The sequence below is a fragment of the Peribacillus tepidiphilus genome (assembly GCF_009466385.1).
Classification (GTDB): Bacteria; Bacillota; Bacilli; order Bacillales; family DSM-1321; genus Bacillus_BN; species Bacillus_BN tepidiphilus.
Genome location: NZ_WIAQ01000024.1, coordinates 37,845 through 57,116 on the forward strand (window position 1 = coordinate 37,845; position 19,272 = coordinate 57,116).

Annotated in this window: 19 protein-coding genes; 15 read left to right on the top strand and 4 right to left on the bottom strand. The window is 38.3% G+C overall.

Features of this window, described 5'->3' with window-relative positions:
- Nucleotides 1–10: 10 nt before the first annotated feature.
- From xylF to GD441_RS12720, 3 genes are all read left to right on the top strand, one after another.
- Nucleotides 11–1,117: a D-xylose ABC transporter substrate-binding protein gene (gene xylF, locus GD441_RS12710; protein WP_153126807.1), complete on the top strand. Its 1,107-nt coding sequence runs from the start codon at nucleotides 11–13 to the stop codon at nucleotides 1,115–1,117.
- Between the two features lie 344 nt (nucleotides 1,118–1,461).
- Complete coding sequence (locus GD441_RS12715) at nucleotides 1,462–1,842, top strand: hypothetical protein (RefSeq protein ID WP_153126808.1); 381 nt, start codon at nucleotides 1,462–1,464, stop codon at nucleotides 1,840–1,842.
- Nucleotides 1,832–2,320, top strand: coding sequence for an MltG/YceG/YrrL family protein (locus tag GD441_RS12720; RefSeq protein ID WP_191992187.1), 489 nt, complete (start codon nucleotides 1,832–1,834; stop codon nucleotides 2,318–2,320). The genes GD441_RS12715 and GD441_RS12720 overlap by 11 nt, the downstream gene beginning before the upstream one ends.
- A gap of 226 nt (nucleotides 2,321–2,546) precedes the next feature.
- On the opposite strand, the gene GD441_RS12725 is transcribed toward GD441_RS12720, so the two are convergent.
- Entirely contained in the window at nucleotides 2,547–2,711 is a 165-nt protein-coding gene (locus tag GD441_RS12725; protein ID WP_153126809.1) for a hypothetical protein, read from the bottom strand.
- 348 nt (nucleotides 2,712–3,059) lie between these two features.
- Here GD441_RS12725 and qoxA point away from each other — a divergent pair, with 348 nt between their 5' ends.
- The 4 genes from qoxA (at nucleotide 3,060) to qoxD (ending at nucleotide 6,892) form a co-directional block, all read left to right on the top strand.
- A complete protein-coding gene (gene qoxA / locus GD441_RS12730) occupies nucleotides 3,060–3,998 on the top strand; it encodes a cytochrome aa3 quinol oxidase subunit II (RefSeq protein WP_153126810.1) in 939 nt (312 codons plus the stop codon).
- Nucleotides 3,999–4,061: 63 nt separating this feature from the next.
- A complete protein-coding gene (gene qoxB, locus GD441_RS12735; protein ID WP_153126811.1) occupies nucleotides 4,062–6,005 on the top strand; it encodes a cytochrome aa3 quinol oxidase subunit I in 1,944 nt (647 codons plus the stop codon).
- 3 nt (nucleotides 6,006–6,008) lie between these two features.
- A complete protein-coding gene (qoxC, locus tag GD441_RS12740; RefSeq protein WP_153126812.1) occupies nucleotides 6,009–6,605 on the top strand; it encodes a cytochrome aa3 quinol oxidase subunit III in 597 nt (198 codons plus the stop codon).
- 2 nt (nucleotides 6,606–6,607) lie between these two features.
- On the top strand, nucleotides 6,608–6,892 hold the full coding sequence (qoxD, locus tag GD441_RS12745) for a cytochrome aa3 quinol oxidase subunit IV (RefSeq protein ID WP_153126813.1): 285 nt from the start codon (nucleotides 6,608–6,610) through the stop codon (nucleotides 6,890–6,892).
- Between the two features lie 188 nt (nucleotides 6,893–7,080).
- Here qoxD and GD441_RS12750 read toward each other — a convergent pair whose 3' ends face one another.
- Entirely contained in the window at nucleotides 7,081–7,353 is a 273-nt protein-coding gene (locus tag GD441_RS12750; RefSeq protein ID WP_153126814.1) for a hypothetical protein, read from the bottom strand.
- Nucleotides 7,354–7,614: 261 nt separating this feature from the next.
- Between GD441_RS12750 and GD441_RS12755 the strand changes: the two genes are divergently transcribed.
- From GD441_RS12755 to GD441_RS12775, 5 genes are all read left to right on the top strand, one after another.
- Complete coding sequence (locus tag GD441_RS12755) at nucleotides 7,615–8,820, top strand: trans-sulfuration enzyme family protein (protein WP_153126815.1); 1,206 nt, start codon at nucleotides 7,615–7,617, stop codon at nucleotides 8,818–8,820.
- Nucleotides 8,821–9,064: 244 nt separating this feature from the next.
- A complete protein-coding gene (locus tag GD441_RS12760) occupies nucleotides 9,065–10,105 on the top strand; it encodes a DUF2332 domain-containing protein (RefSeq protein ID WP_153126816.1) in 1,041 nt (346 codons plus the stop codon).
- Nucleotides 10,106–10,472: 367 nt separating this feature from the next.
- Nucleotides 10,473–11,819: a quaternary amine ABC transporter ATP-binding protein gene (locus GD441_RS12765; RefSeq protein ID WP_153126817.1), complete on the top strand. Its 1,347-nt coding sequence runs from the start codon at nucleotides 10,473–10,475 to the stop codon at nucleotides 11,817–11,819.
- Between the two features lies 1 nt (nucleotide 11,820).
- Nucleotides 11,821–12,672 carry an ABC transporter permease gene (locus GD441_RS12770; RefSeq protein ID WP_153126818.1) on the top strand — a complete coding sequence of 284 codons (852 nt, stop codon included), beginning with the start codon at nucleotides 11,821–11,823 and terminating at the stop codon, nucleotides 12,670–12,672.
- A 1-nt stretch (nucleotide 12,673) separates the two neighbouring features.
- Nucleotides 12,674–13,567 carry a glycine betaine ABC transporter substrate-binding protein gene (locus GD441_RS12775; protein ID WP_153126819.1) on the top strand — a complete coding sequence of 298 codons (894 nt, stop codon included), beginning with the start codon at nucleotides 12,674–12,676 and terminating at the stop codon, nucleotides 13,565–13,567.
- Between the two features lie 444 nt (nucleotides 13,568–14,011).
- Here the strand turns inward: GD441_RS12775 and GD441_RS17260 are convergent, their stop codons facing one another.
- The gene (locus GD441_RS17260) at nucleotides 14,012–14,218 is read right to left on the bottom strand and encodes a hypothetical protein (protein WP_225434230.1); all 207 of its coding nucleotides are present in this window, start codon (nucleotides 14,216–14,218) and stop codon (nucleotides 14,012–14,014) included.
- Nucleotides 14,219–14,742: 524 nt separating this feature from the next.
- The gene (locus GD441_RS12785) at nucleotides 14,743–15,525 is read right to left on the bottom strand and encodes an AraC family transcriptional regulator (protein ID WP_153126820.1); all 783 of its coding nucleotides are present in this window, start codon (nucleotides 15,523–15,525) and stop codon (nucleotides 14,743–14,745) included.
- A gap of 112 nt (nucleotides 15,526–15,637) precedes the next feature.
- Between GD441_RS12785 and GD441_RS12790 the strand changes: the two genes are divergently transcribed.
- The 3 genes from GD441_RS12790 (at nucleotide 15,638) to GD441_RS12800 (ending at nucleotide 19,061) form a co-directional block, all read left to right on the top strand.
- Nucleotides 15,638–16,900 carry an extracellular solute-binding protein gene (locus tag GD441_RS12790; protein WP_153126821.1) on the top strand — a complete coding sequence of 421 codons (1,263 nt, stop codon included), beginning with the start codon at nucleotides 15,638–15,640 and terminating at the stop codon, nucleotides 16,898–16,900.
- A gap of 99 nt (nucleotides 16,901–16,999) precedes the next feature.
- Nucleotides 17,000–18,214, top strand: a complete 1,215-nt coding sequence (locus GD441_RS12795) for a carbohydrate ABC transporter permease (protein ID WP_153126822.1) — start codon at nucleotides 17,000–17,002, stop codon at nucleotides 18,212–18,214.
- A 13-nt stretch (nucleotides 18,215–18,227) separates the two neighbouring features.
- The gene (locus tag GD441_RS12800) at nucleotides 18,228–19,061 is read left to right on the top strand and encodes a carbohydrate ABC transporter permease (RefSeq protein WP_153126823.1); all 834 of its coding nucleotides are present in this window, start codon (nucleotides 18,228–18,230) and stop codon (nucleotides 19,059–19,061) included.
- Nucleotides 19,062–19,272 lie beyond the last annotated feature (211 nt).

Here is a 19,272-nt window from a genome sequence, read left to right on the forward strand (position 1 = left end):
GGTGAGGCTGATGGACCGGGGGTTTGTACAATTTAGGATGATATTCCTCACATTCTCCATTGCTCTGCTATGTATGGCCACTGCTTGTGAAAAGAGCCATGAGGTCCGTGGCTCTGTCGTACCTAGTGGAATATCCAAAAATGAAGAGTCAAAAGGTGATAAAGTGCCCCATAAAAAAAAGATAAAAATTGGCTTTTCGATGGATACTTTAGAAGAAGAACGTTGGCTAAAGGACAGAGATCTGTTTAAAGAGGCAGTGGAAAACCTTGGTGCAGAAGTGGAGATACTGGCAGCAAATGGAGACGATGCACTGCAAATCTCTCAAGCTGAGACTTTAATTAGCCAAGGGGTGGACCTTCTTGTGGTCGTTCCCCACAATGCAGAAGCTACTGCTGCGATCGTAAACAAAGCTCATTTGGCCGGTATAAAGGTCATTTCATACGATCGCCTCGTTAAAAACGCAGATATTGACTTGTATATTTCCTTCGACAATGAAAAGGTAGGAGAACTGCAAGCAGAGGCGATCACATCACTAGTCCCGAAAGGAAAGTATGTATATATCGGTGGTGCGATTACAGATAATAACGCGATTTTGTTAAAAAAAGGTGTTTTCAATGTACTTCAGCCTTATATTGATCGAGGGGACATTACGGTGGTGTATGACCAATGGACCCAAGACTGGTTACCGGCCAATGCCTTTACGAATATGCAAGCTGCACTAAAAGCCAATAAAAATCAGATTGACGCAGTGATTGCAGCCAATGATGCAACAGCTGGTGCTGTCATAAAAGCACTCAAAGCCCAAGGACTTGATGGCAAAATCCCAGTCGCAGGACAAGACGCAGAACTTGCAGCCGCTCAACGTATCGTAGAAGGAACACAAACGATGACTGTGTACAAACCGATTAAAGTACTAGCCGATGCAGCTGCAAAGATTGCCGTTAAAATGGCAAAAGGTGAAGAAGTACCTGCAGGCAAACGCGTTAACAATGGAAAAATCGAAGTACCATCCGTATTACTCATGCCGACTGCAGTCAATCAATCCAATATGGATGAGACGATTATTAGAGATGGCTTCCATTCTAGAGAAGATGTTTATAGGAATGTAGGGAAATGAATGTAGTTGCACTGTCACTCCCCGAATAATCTTGTTTCACAGAAATGTTTCACAGGTGTCTCTGATATCTTTACATGATATTGGATGACATTTTTTTTATTGGTAAGAAAGAATGTGGTAATCAAAAAGTATGAATCCCTTAGAAAGAATTTTATGAAGTGCTTCTTCATAATTTCCTAAATTCAAGACTCATCATAAGGAAAAATTTCATCTATAATCACCTAAAATTTGTAAAATCCATCCGACTTATTCTGTGTTTTTGTGAATTGAAATGATAATTTACGATCTTGGATGTATAATAAGTTCTGCAATTTTCTATTTAATAGTAGGAGGGAATTATACTGATGGCATGGACTTTAACGGGATTGTTTCTGATATCTGCTTTATTGTTCATCATTTCTATTTGGAAGTCTTTTCAGGTGTCAAAAGAGAACCAAAAGGAAATTGATATGGTACATATATCTTTATTGAAAGAAATCAATACCATTCAGGAATCCATTCGTAATATTGAGCTTGATTTAGAAGTGGTAACGAAGGAAGCGGGGATTCAACATTCTCCTGAAGAAAAACTTTTCATGCGTGAAGTACTAGACTTATATAAACGCAATTATTCTATTGAGAGTATCGCAGGGAAAAAACAGGTACCAGTGAATGAAATAGAACGCTTGCTAGCTCCATACCGGTATATAAAGGATGAAAGGAGAAAAGTTGCAAATGAGAATTAACGTATTAAGCAGCTTTGCAGCTGGACTTCTTATTGCTACATCTATTTGCAGCGTTGCTTACTTTTCTGATAAAAGCGACGTAAAAACTACTGCAAAAACATCCGAAAACCACACGCCGGAACAAGTACAACTATCTGAAATCGAGATGAAAAATAAACTTGAATCTGCAGGCTATGTTGTTCAAACAAAAGCAGAATATGACAAAAAGATCAAAAAAGCAAAGACAACTGGTAAAAAAACAACTTCGCCTGAAAACAATAATAAAACAGTAACTCAAGTAATTGTTAATGTGTCGGAAGGTATGACCAGTATTGATGTCGGCAAAATGCTTGTAGATGCTAACTTGATTCCCGATGCTTTTGAATTCTCGAAAGATATAGAACGAAGAAAGCTTGAACAGAATTTACGTCCTGGAAAATTTGTAGTGGACAGTAGTATGTCCTATGATCAAATTATTTCAACGATTTTTAAAAAATGATCTAGGTTGAAAAATTGAAATGAAGAAGTCATCAAAAAATCATTCTGAACCTTTCAGTGAAAAAAACAAGTATTTTAAAAACGGCTAAGGAAACGTGGCTGAAAAGGAAAGAATGGATTAGAAAGTAAAAGATTTAGTGGACTGTGAAGAAGTACAGAAAGTAAGTTGAAATGGAATATTCGAAAATAAAAGGATCCCCCAAATTTTCCACTTGGGGGATTTTTGTTTAATGATTGTTATTTTGTTGTTTCATTTCTTCTCCGGCTAAAATGATATTTCCTGTTTCTAATGCACGATGTTCGTTTACTGAATCACCCGGCTCCAGGTTGTTTAAGTTCGCTTCAATGGTCATTTGCTTTTCGCTTATGAGGGGTTTCTTGTTATTGTCCATTATTGTGACCTCCATTTGTTAGGTAGAAAGTGGAAGGGAATCTATATGAGGATAGTCTTTACCAAAAAAAAATCTTCATGCACGTACCAAATACCAGAGACCAATCCGAACTAAACATTCCTCTTAAAAAATGAAACGACTTTAACTGGTGACTATTTCTTTCATTACATTCAATTAAGACGCAGTAGCTAAAAAAATCATGAAATAGTAAATAATTCCTTTGAAAATTTGTCACATTCTTATTAGTAAACTCATGTTAACATTATGAAAGCAGTGGAAATATATTTATTTGCCGTTTTGTGGAAATGTGTATATATAAATTAAATATAAAAAGAAAGGGGTACCCCTATGAAAATGAAATGGGCTTTATTGGCAGTGATTTTCACTATTGCCACTGTGTTAACAGGTTGTGAACGATTACTGGTCTTGGATCCTAAAGGACCTCAAGCTGAAAGGCAAGCCAGTGACATCATGTTATCGATTGGAATCATGTCGGTCATTGTCATTGTCGTTTTTGGACTTTTAGTCTACATGTTAGTAAAATACCGTGCTTCTAAACAAAGTGCAGATTATGAACCACCACACATTGAAGGAAATGCATGGGTTGAAGCAATTTGTGTGGGAATTCCTGTTTTAATTGTTGCTTACCTTTCTTTTGTATCTGTTAAAAGTAACTATATCGTTGAGGCAACACCAAAAGGGTATGAGGACAAAGAACCATTAGTGGTTTATGCTTCATCCTCTAATTGGAAGTGGCATTTTAGTTATCCGGAAGAAAATATTGAAACGGTTAACTACTTGTATATTCCTACAGACCGACCAATTGAATTTAAACTTTATTCATACGGACCAATTACTAGTTTCTGGATTCCGCAGCTCGGCGGACAAAAATACGCGATGAAAGACATGGTTACCACATTACATTTAGCAGCTGATGTTCCAGGGGAATATATGGGACGAAATGCAAACTTTAGTGGTAAGGGATTTGCTGAAAATACATTCAATGTTAAAGCAATGCCTGAAGACGAATTTAATGAGTGGGTAGAAGAAGTAAAAGAAACGGCTAAACCACTTACAGAAGAAAAATTCGATGAGTTATTAAAACCAGGTCACCTTGGACAGATGACGTTTACTGGAACTCATTTAGGCTTCTCACCAGCACCAGAAGGTCATCATGGTTATCATGGACATGATGGTGATCATAACCATGAATCATCTGACACTGAAAAAACGGAATCTGATACACATTCACACGAAGAACATTCTGACCATAGCCCACATCATTAAGATGTAACGAATACTTAGTCAAACAATCGTTAGAAATATATTCTCAAAAGGAGTAACAAACGTATGGATTTCTTTGAACGATTTGCCGTACCTCATCCAAATGCAGCGATATATGCATCGATGGTTGCGATTGGTCTTACTGTGATCGGAATCATCGCCGGTTTAACCTATTTTAAAAAATGGGGCTATCTATGGCGTGAATGGTTAACTACTGTTGATCATAAACGGATCGGTATTATGTATCTACTATCTGCTTTGCTGATGCTATTCCGCGGTGGCGTAGATGCACTTATGATGCGTGCTCAACTTGCTAGACCAGAAAACACGCTACTAGATGCACAGCACTATAATGAAATTTTTACAACGCATGGGATCGTTATGATCCTCTTTATGGCTATGCCATTTATTATGTTCTTTATGAACTACATTGTTCCATTGCAAATTGGAGCTCGTGATGTAGCGTTTCCACGTTTGAATGCACTCAGTTTCTGGTTATTTTTCATGGGTGCAATGTTGTTCAATATCTCTTTTGTTATTGGTGGTTCTCCTGATGCAGGATGGACTTCTTATTTCCCGCTTGCAAGTAACGAATTTAGTCCATCTGTAGGGACCAATTATTATATGATCTCCATTCAGATTGCTGGTATTGGAACATTAATGACGGGAATTAACTTTATTACTACGATTCTCAAAATGAGAGCACCTGGTATGACGTTGATGAAAATGCCAATGTTCACATGGTCTGCCTTTATCGCTAGCGTCATCATTGTTTTCGCTTTCCCGGTTTTAACCGTGGCGCTTGCAATGGGAACGATGGACCGTCTATTTGGGACACAATTCTTTACAACTAGCAACGGCGGTATGGATATGCTTTGGGCGAACCTGTTTTGGGTTTGGGGACATCCTGAAGTGTACATCTTAATTTTGCCAGCATTCGGTCTCTATAGTGAGATAATCTCAACCTTTGCTCGCCGTAATCTATATGGCTATAAATCAATGGTTTGGTCAATGGTTGTCATCTCCCTGCTTTCATTCTTAGTATGGTTGCACCATTTCTTTACAATGGGTCAGGGGCCATTTACCAACAGTATCTTCTCGATTACAACAATGGCGATTGCCGTTCCAACCGGGGTGAAAATCTTTAACTGGTTATTCACACTTTGGAAAGGGAAAATTGAAATTACCACTCCAATGCTTTATGCATTGCTTTTCATTCCGCTATTTACAATCGGCGGGGTGACAGGGGTAATGCTTGGAATGTCAGCGGCTGATTATCAATACCATAATACGATGTTCCTAGTGGCTCATTTCCACATGGTAATCATTCCAGGTGTTGTGTTCGCGATGCTGGCTGGTCTCACATACTATTGGCCAAAAATTTTCGGTTACATGCTGAATGAAAAAATCGGGAAATTGACAGCATGGATTATCGCAATAAGCACACTCTTAGCATTTATGCCAATGTTTATTACTGGATTAGATGGCCAGGCTCGTCGTATGTACACGTATTCTGAATCAACTGGATTTGGACCATTCAATATGGTTTCATTTATCGGAGCACTTGGACTAGCGGTAGGATTTGTGTTAATTGTCTACAACATCTACTACAGCACACGTTATGCTTCAAGAAATATCAGTTCCGATCCATGGGATGCACGTACACTTGAGTGGGCTACTCATACTCCTGTGCCGGAATATAACTTTGCTATAGTGCCGCAAGTCAATTCAATTGAAGCACTGTGGGATGCTAAGAAAAAAGGTCATATATTATTCAAAGACCCATATAAAAAAATTCATATGCCAAACAACAGCGGTGTACCGTTTATCATGAGTTGTATCTTCTTTGTATGGGGATTCTCATTTGTATTCAGTTTGTGGATCCCTGTTATCTTTACAACAATTGGAATCTTTGCTTGCATGGCTCACCGATCATTCGAGAAAGATGACGGTCGCTACATCTCTGTTGAAGAAATTGAAGAAACAGAAACAAAATTGCGAGGTGCCTAAAAAATGAAAATTGATCACTCGCTGCCACTTGAATATAGTACGGAAGAAAATCGCTTAAAGGTCTTAGGATTTTGGATCTTCCTAGGTGCCGAAATTATGCTTTTTGCTACGCTTTTTGCGTCCTATTTTACATTAGAGAATCGGACGGGAAGTGGCCCTACTGGAGCAGAGATTTTCCAAATCACTCCAGTTCTAATTGAAACAATCGTACTTTTAACAAGCAGTTTCACCATTGGTCTTGGAATTCATGCCATGCGCCTTGGCAAACAAAAAGCGATGATGGCATTCTTTATGATCACGCTTTTTCTTGGCCTAGGATTTTTGGCAGTTGAAATTTATGAGTTCGTTCACTATGTTCACATAGGAGCTGGAATACAAACCAGCGCATTTACATCAATCCTATTAACAACGTTAGGAACGCATGGAGCCCATGTTACACTTGGGATTTTTTGGGGATTATTTATCATCCTGCAAGTAGTAAAACGCGGGTTGACTCCTCAAACAGCCAATAAAGCATTTATTTTCTCTCTGTACTGGCATTTCCTAGATGTAGTTTGGATCTTCATCTTTAGCTTCATCTATTTGAAAGGAATGATGTAAATATGAGCGAGTTATTCCCACGTAAACAAGTAATGGGCTTTGTCTATTCATTAATCCTTACAGCAGCTGCTGTAGCAGTGTACTTCCTTGATCTGTCGTTCACAGTAGGTATGACGGTGCTGCTTGTAACAGCATTCTTGCAAGCTGGACTTCAGTTAATAGTATTCATGCATGCTGGTGAAACCGAAGATAAAGGAGCTATTTATACGAATATTTACTACGGATTTATCATAGCCTTAGTTACAATCTTTGGTACATTATTAGCCATGGTTTGGGATATGATGTAATTCGTGCATTAAAATGGGCTGTTCCATAAGTCGGAAGAACTGACTTATGGCAGCCTTTTATTGTAAAAAAAAATCGCATTTGGCCCTGACGACCGATTTCTTGATCCTAAATACCGATTTCCTGTACATTTGGTAAGAAAAATACTAAAAAATATTGAGAAAAATTTTATTTTCTTAATGTGTTTTCTTCAGAAGGGCTTTTGAGACAGACGTTTTTTTTTTTGCTTGATGTGAACGATCTCAATTCCTTTATATGTTTTGTCTAACATTTCCTCCGTCGCTACAAAGAATACACCGATCAGAAAGATAAAAACAGCACCTATTACTGCTCCAATACCAACTGAAGTTAAAATACCGTAACCGCTTTCATAAAAACCGAGTAAAAACATAATGATTCCAATTGTAAGGACTGTTAGACCAACATACTTCACAGCATTTAGTATTTTCACTTTCGATTTCATGTCCACTCATCCTCCCTCTTTATAATTTATTATTCATTTTGTTCACAGAATTGTCAAACTTTTTTTATTGTTTTTACACATTTTACTTGACAGTTAAAGGAACAGTTTATAATTGTTGATTTTTCATTTTATTTGTTTGAAAATATTGAATATAAATACTATTTCTTTGTTTTTTAAAAAAGATTCATTTTTCAGGAGGTCAAATCTAATTTAAAGAAATTAGTAATCAAAGTAATCATATAAAGTAGAGGAGAGAGAAATTTGAACAAACTTACGGATCATAAAGGGATTAATCTCGAGGGACTTCAAAATGAAACCTTGGTTGTACATGCTGATGATAGGATGACGGATGAACGGACGTTGGCACCAGCTATTTATTATTCGGCAACGTTCCGTGCAGAAGATGCGACGGAATTTGCAGAGATGGCGGGTACACCACGTCATTCTCAATATTACACTCGTTACGGTAATCCAGTACATGCACGTGTACAGAAGGTGCTTGCTGAGCTTGAAGGTACGGAAACCGCTCTGGTGACCGGTTCTGGGATGGGGGCCATTGCTACGACGATCCTAGCATTGGTAAGTGCAGGCGACCATGTGATTGCGCAAACTCGGCATTATATGAGTACAGCAAAGATAATGGATGAGATGCTCCCCCGATTTGGAGTAGAAGTGACAGTGGTCGAGCAATCAGATGCGTCTGCTTTTGCCGAAGCGATCCGCCCCAATACAAAACTTATCATGCTGGAAACACCAGCCAATCCAACAATGGTGGTAACTGATTTGGCTGCCGTGGCTGAGTTAGCCCGCCCACGAGGCATCATTGTAGTGGCTGACAATACATTCGCATCGCCAATCAATCAGCGTCCTCATGATCTGGGTGTCGATGTTGTCGTCCACAGTGCAACAAAATATTTGGGAGGCCACCATGATATAACAGCGGGTGTGATTTGTACAAGTGAGGAGTTAGCAGGACGTATTTGGGACACGCATATCTCTATTGGCTCTGTTCTCTCACCTATGGACGCTTGGCTATTATTGCGTGGTTTGCGTACGTTGCCAATGCGAATTGAGCGCATCAACAGCAACGCGCTCGCCTTGGCCCAGTTTTTGGAGGAACAGCCTCAGGTAGAGCGGGTATATTACCCTGGCCTTGCCAGCCATCCACAACACGAACTGGCGAAACGACAGATGAAAGGGTTCGGCGGAATGATTGCCTTTGCTATAAAGGGTGGATATGATGCAACTCAGCGCTTTGTTTCTGCATTGAAACTGTCTCAAAACGCAGTTAGTCTGGGAGGTGTTGATTCGCTGGTGGTACATACAGCTGCGATGTGGGCAGGAGTGATGAGTGAGGAGCAAATGCAGACAGCTGGGATTCCGGCGAATTTCGTACGCTATTCCGTTGGTATTGAGCATATCGATGACCTAAAAGCAGATATCCTGCAGGCTTTGCAGTTGGTATAACATTTACAGGATCACAACTTTCATGCAAATCATTTTAATGATCATGCGGAGTTGAAGATTTGGATTCCATGTATAGATTCATCAATATCTTATGAAAGGAAAGAAGATAAACGAATAACTATTTCTGGTCATGAATCAAATGGGCGCGTTTCTATAAAGGAACGCGCTCTTAGTGCATATATAAAAGGAATTTTAAGGAAATGGTCAAATAGACATGATAAAAGAAGTTAGGTAGGAGGAAGAGATTTTGGATATCAAACAATCATCGGAAAGATTTAAGAATTTTGCTGTCTTAGAGTGTAAGGGATCTAGTGATTTGTATGAATTCCTTTCATTAAAAATTGCAGTTGATTACGAATTACTAAAATTAAGTTTACACGCTCAACAAGGGCAGCCTGTACCTAACTTACTTCTAGGGGCAGTTCATTACATCATGCTAAAAGGAATTGATCATCCTTTGCGTGAGTTTTATCCAAGTTTAGTAAAGAATCCAAAAAAGGTTGAAGAATCTTTCTATTATTTTAAGGATTTTTGTATGACTAATTCAAAAGAAATTGCATCAATTCTTCATAATAAAAGAGTTCAAACAAATGAAGTAAGACGTTGTTCATATCTTTATCCTACTTTTTGTTACATCTATCAAAAGGTTTCTACTCCATTATCAATTATTGAGATTGGAACAAGTGCGGGTCTTCTATTATTATGGGATAACTACTCGTACTCCTATGGAAATCAATCGATTTATGGAAATAAGGACTCAGCTCTCCATTTAAAGTCTAAAATTAGAGAAGGTGAACAGCCTTTCCTTCTTCCAAATAGTCCACCTATCCACTCAAGATTAGGTTTTGATTTAAACATTATTGATTTAAGGAATGAGGAAGAGTACTTATGGTTAAAAGCCCTTATCTGGCCAGAACATAAAGAAAGGTTAGAAATCTTTGAAACAGCTGCAAAACAATTTCGTAAAGATCCTCCAAAACTTGTAGAAGGTGACGGAGTAAATCTTATCAAAGATTATGCTGAACAGGTACCAATTAATAGTACACTTTGTATTTTTCACACTCATGTAGCCAATCAAATGCCAGATCATGTGAAAAATGATCTGTTAAATAAAGTCAAAGAAATTGGAACTAAGAGGAACGTTTTTCATGTGTATAACAATATATGGGACAGGAAATTACATCTGGATTATTTTATGGATGGTAAAGAGCACAATGAAGTAATTGGAGAGACAGATGGACACGGAAGATGGTTTGATTGGAAATTAGGTTGGATTGTCACCTAATGATATTTTTACCCAACAAACATTGAGGTTTTCACGTGCTTTCCGTGTTACTAGAATTGCCTAAATTTGGACTTATTTATTAAGATACGTGTCCTTTATAAGACCATGATGTAAGGAAATAGGAGTATATTCGAGTATTTTTAAGAATAGAGTGATTTTTCTATACTCAACTTTTCCTGAACGTACTATATCAACAGATATGATTGATTACAAACTTTGCCAACTATATTGAAAAAAAACTACAATAGAAAGGTAACCGTATTATCAAATAACAAAAGATGGTGCCGGGCCCTTTTAAAATTTTTTGACACTACGCACAGTAATTGAAAAGGACTCCCCATTGATACGTACAAAGGATGGTGATTTAATGAAGAAGATCGAAGTTCGAAATGTAACTAAGATCTTTGGTAAGTCAAAAAGGGCTATTCAACTTTTACATGAGGGTGAAACCAAACAAACGATTTTAAAGAAAACAGGGGCTACAGTTGGTGTGAACCAGGCTAGCTTTGAAGTAGAAGCCGGTGAAATATTTGTCATCATGGGCTTATCTGGTAGCGGAAAGTCAACATTAGTCCGGATGATAAATCGTCTGATTGATCCAACTGTTGGTGAGATATTCATTGATGGCGAAGATATTGTAAAAATGAATAAAGAGCAGCTAAGAGAAGTGCGCCGTAAAAAGATAAGCATGGTCTTCCAAAAATTTGCTCTTCTTCCTCATCGAACAGTCCTAGAAAATACAGAATATGGTTTAGAAGTACAGGGCGTTTCCAAAGAAACACGGTCAAAAAAAGCAATGGACGCATTAAAGCTGGTTGGGCTTGAAGGGTATGAAAACCAATCTCCGCAGCAATTAAGTGGTGGAATGCAGCAAAGAGTAGGGCTGGCTCGAGCATTAGCCAATGATGCTGATATTTTACTGATGGATGAGGCCTTTAGTGCTCTAGATCCATTAATTAGAAAAGATATGCAGGATGAGCTTCTTGAGCTTCAATCTACCATGAAAAAAACCATTGTGTTCATAACTCATGATCTAGATGAGGCACTTCGGATTGGTGATCGAATTGCCCTCATGAAAGATGGTTCCATTGTCCAAATTGGAACGCCTGAAGAAATCCTAATGAACCCTTCGAACGACTATGTTGAGAGATTCGTAGAGGATGTGGACTTATCTAAAGTATTAACCGCCGGTCATGTCATGAAACGGGCTGAATCCGTTTCAATCGATAAAGGACCGAGAGTTGCTCTCCAAATCATGAGAGAACTAGGAATCTCGAGTATTTATGTCGTTGATAAAAAGAAAACCTTATTGGGGGCTATTACGGCTTCGGATGCAAAAGAGGCCCTCGATCGAAGCGAAGGATTGCAGAATTTTTTAATTTCGGATGTACCAACTGTCTCACCGGATACCTTACTAACTGATTTATTTGAAAAAGTTTCAACAGCCTCTATTCCAGTCGCTGTCGTAGATGAAAATAAACGCTTAACTGGAATTCTGGTTAGAGGGGCTGTCATTGGAGCACTAGCTGGGAACAATCATGACATAAACCATTTAAAAAATGCATCATTAGAAGTGGCCGCAAGCCAATTAAGTCAGTCAAGAAACACAATGAAATTAAACCTATCGGGCCAAACCATCCAATTGGAAGAAACGAAGCAATCGGTTGAATCAAATCCAGGCCAATCCCTCCACTTCAATAAGGAGGTGAACTAACATGGAAAAATGGCTTCCAAAGGTACCTATTGCGGATTGGGTCGATGTGTTTGTTAACTGGCTAACCGATAATTTAGAAGAGGCTTTTAATGGAATTACCAATGTACTAGAAACACTTGTGGAAGGAATGTTCACCGGTTTTAGCTATATTCCATCCTACTTATTTATGATTCTATTAACTTTGCTTGCATGGAAGATTGCGAATAAAGGCATTGCCATTTTTACATGTATAGGTTTATTCTTAATCGCCAATCTTGGCTACTGGGACCAAATGCTTTATACACTAGCACTTGTGTTAGCAGCCGTCATTATTTCTATTCTATTAGGAATCCCAATCGGCATATGGGCTTCCCAAAAACAAACAGTTAAACAAATCGTTACTCCAATATTAGACTTTATGCAAACAATGCCTGCCTTTGTCTACTTAATTCCCGCTATTTTCTTCTTTAATATTGGGGTTGTCCCAGGCGTTGTGGCTTCGGTTATTTTTTCCATGCCGCCTACTATCCGGTTAACAATACTCGGAATTCAGCAAGTTCCTGCAGATATTATTGAAGCAACAGAAGCATTTGGCTCGACAACCAGCCAAAGATTGCTAAAAGTCCAGCTGCCGCTTGCGATGCCCACGATTATGGCAGGGATCAACCAAAGCATTATGCTTGCTTTATCAATGGTGGTGATCGCCTCTATGGTCGGAGCACCAGGACTAGGTGCTGATGTGTATCGAGCCGTTACCCAAATTCAAATTGGTAAAGGTTTTGAGGCCGGTCTGTCGATTGTAGTGATCGCCATAATTCTCGATCGGATTACCCAAAATATAGGAAACAATAAAAAACAAGGGGGAGCTGTGTAATATGATGAAGAAATGGATGCTCATGCTGTTTGCTGCATTATTGACAGTAGGACTTGCCGCTTGCGGCTCAGACAAAACAAGTAAGGATGAAGAAGGTGCCTCTTCCTCAGTAGGTGACAGCGTAGACCACAAAATTGTCGGGATTGACCCAGGTGCCGGCCTTATGAAGGCTACTGCCAAAGTCATCGATGAATATGGTTTAGACGATTGGACACTTGTGGAAGGTTCAAGTGCCGCGATGACAGCTGCTCTAAAAAAAGCGTATGACAAAAAAGAACCGATTATCGTAACAGGATGGACTCCTCATTGGATGTTCGCTAAATTAGATTTAAAATACCTAGACGATCCAAATGGCGTTTTTGGGAAAGAAGAAACCATAAATACCATTGTAAGGAAAGGTTTAAAAAACGATCTGCCGGATGCATACATAGTTCTTGACCAATTCAATTGGACGGCAGAAGATATGGCAGTTGTGATGAATAATATCCAAGCTGGAGACTCCCCAGAAGATGCTGCAGCGAAATGGGTAAAAGATCATGCTGATAAGGTAGCCGAATGGACAAACGGCGCCAACAAAGTATCCGGCGATAAAATCACACTCGGTTATGTTGCGTGGGATAGTGAGATTGCCAGTACCAATGTCATTGGAAAAGTCTTAACAGACCTAGGCTACCAAGTCACACTTCGTCAAGTAGAAGCAGGACCAATGTGGACAGGAGTGGCGGATGGAAGCTTAGATGCTCACGTTGCCGGCTGGTTACCATCCACCCACGCTGACTACTATGAAAAGTATGAAGGAAAATTCGAAGATTTAGGCCAAAACCTAACAGGAACAAAACTTGGTCTAGTAGTCCCTGCGTATATGGATATTAACTCCATTGAAGATTTAAAATAACGGGAACTTCGGGCGGTGTACAGTCACCGCCCGTTTTTTGCAGGGTTTAGTTGACTGTCACCACCCGAAGTTTGATAGATTTTGTCGAAAGATTGCTAGATGGAGAGTCTTCATTTTCATGTATAGGTGTGAAAAGATGTAATAGGAAGTATTCGTGAGTACTAAGAAAACTCCTTTGTAGAAGACTTGTATGATGTAAGGAACCATACAAGGTCAACACCTTCTGCAATAGGAGTTTTTTCATTTTCGAACATATTTTTTATCTAGTTATTTACGTTCATGCAATGATGGTGGGTTAGGCGCCATAAATAGTATAAAGACAAGGATCTGTCACTTATATTTGTAAATCACGTTTTTTGTAAAATACATAAGTAACGATGGTTAGCACGACAATTATGAGAACCGACAATATGACAAAAACCGTATCAAAGCCTCCGCCGTACATCATATTTTTGGCTTCAAAATATTTAACGGGGTCAGGTATTTTAAGTTTTCAATTTTGTCATTCAGATCAATTGCAATCGATAATACATAGGTGATCAAAACGATTCCGGCAGATATAGAGGTGGCCTTTTTTGGTTTTTTGCTTATAGATGCGATTGCTGTACCGATGACCAAAAATAACAGCTGTAAAATAAACATTCCGGCCATGGTAATGCTAATCTCGCCGCTTACTAGTTCACCATTGCTATTTTCGCAAAAATGTCATTCATCGACTGCTCGGAGGATGACAAACCTGCATATTTTCCCATACCACTACCAATCATTGCTAACATACCCATACACCATATGATAAGTGATTTTCGGTGAGCTTTTAACAGAGTCTTTTCTTCATAATTTTGAGTTTCATAAAAATGCTTTAAAAAAATGGGGACATGAAGTTGTTTAGATTGATAGATGCACAGTTCATAATCCAGCTTATGACAATCATCGTCACATCCATAGACACCTCTCTTTTACGAAGAGTTTCCTCCCTTTAATGAAACCTGTCCCCCTTTTACGTATATACTAAAAAATGTTTCTTTTTTAGATTGTTAGAGAGGGAACAGGGAGTTGCTCTAATGAAAAATCAATCATGGTGAATGGTGACGGGGAATGTTCTCAATTTTATAATTTTCCAAATTTCTGGATGATGCCTGACACCCAAGGTAATCCAAATCAAAATGAAAGCCTTTTCAAATTTTCTTACCATATAACATTTCATCCGTAAGAGATACGTTTTCACTGTATAATTGCCGATATTGTTTCGGTGTCAGATCCGTGTATTTTTTAAACAGGGATGTATAGTAGCTCTGGTTACAAAACCTGAATAAATTGGAAATGTCAGATATAGGAGAATTGCTGTGAATCAAAAAATACTTTGAGTCTTCTATTCTCTTTTTACTAATGTATTCTGTTAAACTATAACCCACTTCTTTCTTAAATACTTTAGATAAGTAACTTGGGTGTACTTGTACATATTCAGCGATTCTTTCAAGTGAGAGGTCATTCAGAATTTCTTGATGAATAAACGCAATGGCTTTATTCACAACAAATTGATAGGAAGGCCTTTTTACATCATGAAGTGCCTTGATAAAGGTGTGAAGCATTTCATATTCTAGCTGCTCTAAATCATATGGGTCATTCGTTTCTTCAATTTGTTGAATGACAACATCACTTAAATTGAAAGCATTTTCTGGATCAACTCCGCCTTTAATAATAGCACGAGTGAATAATGTACAAGAGCAAATTAACGAGTTTTTCAAAGATCGTATTGTATCTTTGGAAAGTTTGGCCCTTTCTAATTTGTTTATTTCATTAAGGGTTTGTTCAGCAGTTTCAATATCACCACGGGAAATAGAATTTAATAATTTTTGTTCTAGTGAATAAGATGGATGGAAATAAAAATTTTGTTGATTTTTGATACGAGTTTGCATAAATTTCTTAATAATATGAATTTGAATGTTTGGCTTTGTCATAAATTATCACTCTTTTACATTAAGAATTTATTAAAAACATAATATTTTTAATATAATTGTAGAACGCTAATTACTAAAATTCAATTAAACAATGTAAAAGGGGGAATCATTCATGAAACGCTGGAAGTCAAAATTGATAGCGCTATCATTAGCTACAAGTGTAGCATTAGTTGGCTGTAACAACGATAAGGATGCAGCAAAAGAAAAGAACGAAGGTACTAAAGGTACTGGAACAGAAGAGCAGATTGTGCTAAAGTTTGCTGCACAAAATGATAACACTCCTGCTACTAAAGCATTAATTGATGAATTTAACAAGCAAAATGATAAATATGATGTGGAATGGGTAGAAATGACGAACGACTCTGCTCAGATGCATGATCAATTATTAAATTCTCTTTCTAGTGGTTCTAGTGAATATGACATTATGTCTCTAGATGTTGTATGGGCAGGAGAATTTGCGGGCGCTGGCTACCTTGAACCAATTGATGTACGAATGAAAGAAGCAGGCCTAAACAAAGAGGATTTCAACGCGGGATCTATGGCGTCCGGTAATTTTAAAGGAAAACAATATACGTTGCCATTCTTCCCTGATTTAGGCTTATTGTATTACCGCAAAGACATTGTAAGTCAAGAAGATGCGGCAAAACTTGAAAGCGGTAACTATACGTATGATGACTTATATGCCATGGCAGAAAAATATACGGGTCAAGGTGGAACAGAATCCGGATTTGTCTATCAATCTAAACAATACGAAGGCTTGACCGTAAATGTAACCGAATTCACAAAATCATTTGCAGATGTAGCTGGTGGACTTGAAACCATGCATAAATTTGTAAAGGCTCCTTTCACTCCAAAAAATATTTTGAACTACACGGAAGGAGAGACTCATACATCGTTTGAGCAAGGTAAAGCGGTTTTTGCTCGTAACTGGCCATATCAATTCGGTCGAATTAAAGGGCAAGAAGAAGGAGTATCGGTAAAAGTTGATCAAGTAGGAATTGCTCCGCTTCCAAATGGAGGGGCTGTTGGTGGTTGGCTGTTAAGTATTAATAAAAATTCTAAAAATCTTGATGGAGCATGGGAATTTATCCAATTCGCAGCTGGTGAAGAAGGCCAAAAAATCATGTCTACAAAAGGCGGATACCTTCCTGGATATAACGCTCTATTAGAAAATGACGAAGTAAAGTCGGCAAATGATATGCTTTCTTATGAAGGCTTCCAAAATGCTTTAAAATCAACGATTGCTCGTCCTGTATCACCGGATTATTCTAAAGTATCTGATACAATCCAGGTTCAAGCTCATAAATATTTAAGCTCTGGTGAAGGCTTGGATACCGCTGCAAAAGCGATTGAAGAAGCTGCAAAAACGGAGTAGTAAAATGTAAGCGATTTTTCTTCCTAAATAAAAAGGCTCTAATAACAAAATTAGAGCCTTTTTATCTGGAAAGCTCTTCTATATGAAAGGGTGAGAACAATGAAAAAACTTGGTTTTAAGGGGTTTCTATTCATATTGCCGACTCTCTTCTTATTAGGAGTTTTCTCCTTATGGCCAGTGATACAGTCCTTTACTTATACGTTTTTTGACTACCAATTAAATAATCAGCAAAAAGCAGGACTCTATTTGAAGGAACGTTTTAATGTGGATTTATTTAATGAAACTACGTTATATGTATCGATGTTTTTAGATGAAGATCTAGAAAACATAACCGATTCAGAGGACAAAGATCAAGTAACAAAAATGATAAGCCGGGTTGATGAGGCTGGAAAGCAGTTTCAAGATGAAAAAGGTGTTATTACCATTAGTAAGGAGCAAAGAGATGATATTGAAAAGCTCCATGCAGATGCTTCTACCCTTATTGACGAATTAAATGAGAAATACGACCTGATCCATAAAGAAGACCTGCCTGCTCTAATTAAAGACTTAGATCACAGTATTATTCCCTCAAACTTTATTGGCTTAAAAGGCTATAAAAAAGCACTTACTGATGAACGGATTGGAATTGCATTAGGAAATACGATCCTTTTTACAGTGGTTTCTGTTTTTCTTGAGCTTATTCTTGGTTTAGGATTGGCCCTCATCTTAAATAAAGCCATCTTTGGCCAAGGGTTCATTCGTACAACGTCTCTTATTCCATGGGCTATTCCTACGGCTGTGGCCGCACTCATGTGGAGTTACCTATATGACGGCAGCAGCGGGATTGTTGCTCATTTCTTTGAAAACATTGGGCTGGTAGAGGATTCTAGAAATTTGCTGCTTACAGGTGCTGGTGCCATGTTTTCTACTATTTTAGCAGACGTTTGGAAAACGACACCTTATATGGCTCTTCTCCTTCTTGCAGGGCTGCAAAATATTCCTAAGTCTTTATATGAGGCTGCCTCCATTGATGGAGCGAATAAAATTCAGACGTTTTTCCGTGTCACATTGCCTTTATTAAAACCTTCTATTTTGGTGGCTTTATTATTCCGTACTCTTGATGCATTTCGAGTATTTGACTTGATATACGTTTTAACGGGTGGCGGACCTGGAGGTGCAACCGAAACGTTATCGATCTACACATATAAGGTGATGTTTGCTCAAACAAACTTTGGCTATGGGTCCGTCATTGTCATGCTCATGTTCGTATGTGTTGCTTTGATTGCGATTCTGTTTGTGAAAATTCTCGGAGCTAACTTATTGGAGAAAAATTAAAGGAGGGGTTCAAATGGAAGCTTCAAAACGAAAGCTTTGGATTACATTTGGAATTTTCGTCGTTGTCTATTTGTTTGCCATGGTCTTCCCGTTTTTCTGGATCTTTGTAACCTCCTTTAAAACGTCAGGAGAAATTTTTGGCGAAGGTGCCTTTAGAATCATTCCGGATGCTCCAACGTTAAAAAACTATATCATTGTTCTCCTTGAAAAAGGCATATTGAATGCTATAAAGAACAGCTTGATTGTTGCATCCGTAACAACGGTATATGTGATTATCGTAGCGACATTTACCGCCTATGCTATTTCTCGTTTTGAATTTAAAGGGAAGAATATCATACTTGGTCTGATTTTAGCCGTATCTATGTTCCCGCAAATGATCATTACGGGTCCTGTTTATAACCTATTTTTAGATTTAGATTTATTAAATAGTTATGCGATTGTCTTACCTTATTCAACCATCACTCTTCCGATGGCAGTCTGGATTTTGGTGACTCATTTTAATCAAATACCATTGGCATTAGAAGAGTCAGCCCGTATCGATGGAGCAACACCTTTCCAAACCCTATTTAAGATTGTTTTTCCACTTGCAGCTCCAGGGGTTTTTACAACGGCTATCATCACTTTTATTGCTGCTTGGAATGAATTTTTATTAACCATCACATTGAATTCAAATCAAAAGTATCACACTGTACCGGTTGGAATTTCTTTTTTGAGAACTCAGTTTGAAATTTTGTGGGGTGAAGTAGCGGCAGCTACAGCCATTGTTACGATTCCTACATTGATTATTGTTCTTTTCTTCCAAAAACAAATTGTATCGGGATTAACATCTGGTGGTGTTAAAGAATAGGGCTGTTTTCGTAAAGTTTGTTCCTTATTCGTGTAATTTAATAATAACTGTCTGAGTTGATTGTAGCGGAGGGTACTTGACTCCTCGAAAATGCATTCGCATTTCCTTCGTGCGGTGTTTATTCGAGGAAGCTTATTCAATGTCCTGCGGGAAAAAGAGGGAAGTGGGAGACCCCACAGGCGGTAACGCCGAGGAGTGACATCCCCGACCG

Bases quoted from the DNA above. Each gene is read 5' to 3' on its own strand.
- xylF (WP_153126807.1), top strand. From the start codon at position 11: ATGGACCGGGGGTTTGTACAATTTAGGATGATATTCCTCACATTCTCC.
- GD441_RS12715 (WP_153126808.1), top strand. From the start codon at position 1,462: ATGGCATGGACTTTAACGGGATTGTTTCTGATATCTGCTTTATTGTTC.
- GD441_RS12720 (WP_191992187.1), top strand. From the start codon at position 1,832: ATGAGAATTAACGTATTAAGCAGCTTTGCAGCTGGACTTCTTATTGCT.
- GD441_RS12725 (WP_153126809.1), bottom strand. From the start codon at position 2,711: ATGGACAATAACAAGAAACCCCTCATAAGCGAAAAGCAAATGACCATT.
- qoxA (WP_153126810.1), top strand. From the start codon at position 3,060: ATGAAAATGAAATGGGCTTTATTGGCAGTGATTTTCACTATTGCCACT.
- qoxB (WP_153126811.1), top strand. From the start codon at position 4,062: ATGGATTTCTTTGAACGATTTGCCGTACCTCATCCAAATGCAGCGATA.
- qoxC (WP_153126812.1), top strand. From the start codon at position 6,009: ATGAAAATTGATCACTCGCTGCCACTTGAATATAGTACGGAAGAAAAT.
- qoxD (WP_153126813.1), top strand. From the start codon at position 6,608: ATGAGCGAGTTATTCCCACGTAAACAAGTAATGGGCTTTGTCTATTCA.
- GD441_RS12750 (WP_153126814.1), bottom strand. From the start codon at position 7,353: ATGAAATCGAAAGTGAAAATACTAAATGCTGTGAAGTATGTTGGTCTA.
- GD441_RS12765 (WP_153126817.1), top strand. From the start codon at position 10,473: ATGAAGAAGATCGAAGTTCGAAATGTAACTAAGATCTTTGGTAAGTCA.
- GD441_RS12770 (WP_153126818.1), top strand. From the start codon at position 11,821: ATGGAAAAATGGCTTCCAAAGGTACCTATTGCGGATTGGGTCGATGTG.
- GD441_RS12775 (WP_153126819.1), top strand. From the start codon at position 12,674: ATGATGAAGAAATGGATGCTCATGCTGTTTGCTGCATTATTGACAGTA.
- GD441_RS17260 (WP_225434230.1), bottom strand. From the start codon at position 14,218: ATGGCCGGAATGTTTATTTTACAGCTGTTATTTTTGGTCATCGGTACA.
- GD441_RS12785 (WP_153126820.1), bottom strand. From the start codon at position 15,525: ATGACAAAGCCAAACATTCAAATTCATATTATTAAGAAATTTATGCAA.
- GD441_RS12790 (WP_153126821.1), top strand. From the start codon at position 15,638: ATGAAACGCTGGAAGTCAAAATTGATAGCGCTATCATTAGCTACAAGT.
- GD441_RS12795 (WP_153126822.1), top strand. From the start codon at position 17,000: ATGAAAAAACTTGGTTTTAAGGGGTTTCTATTCATATTGCCGACTCTC.
- GD441_RS12800 (WP_153126823.1), top strand. From the start codon at position 18,228: ATGGAAGCTTCAAAACGAAAGCTTTGGATTACATTTGGAATTTTCGTC.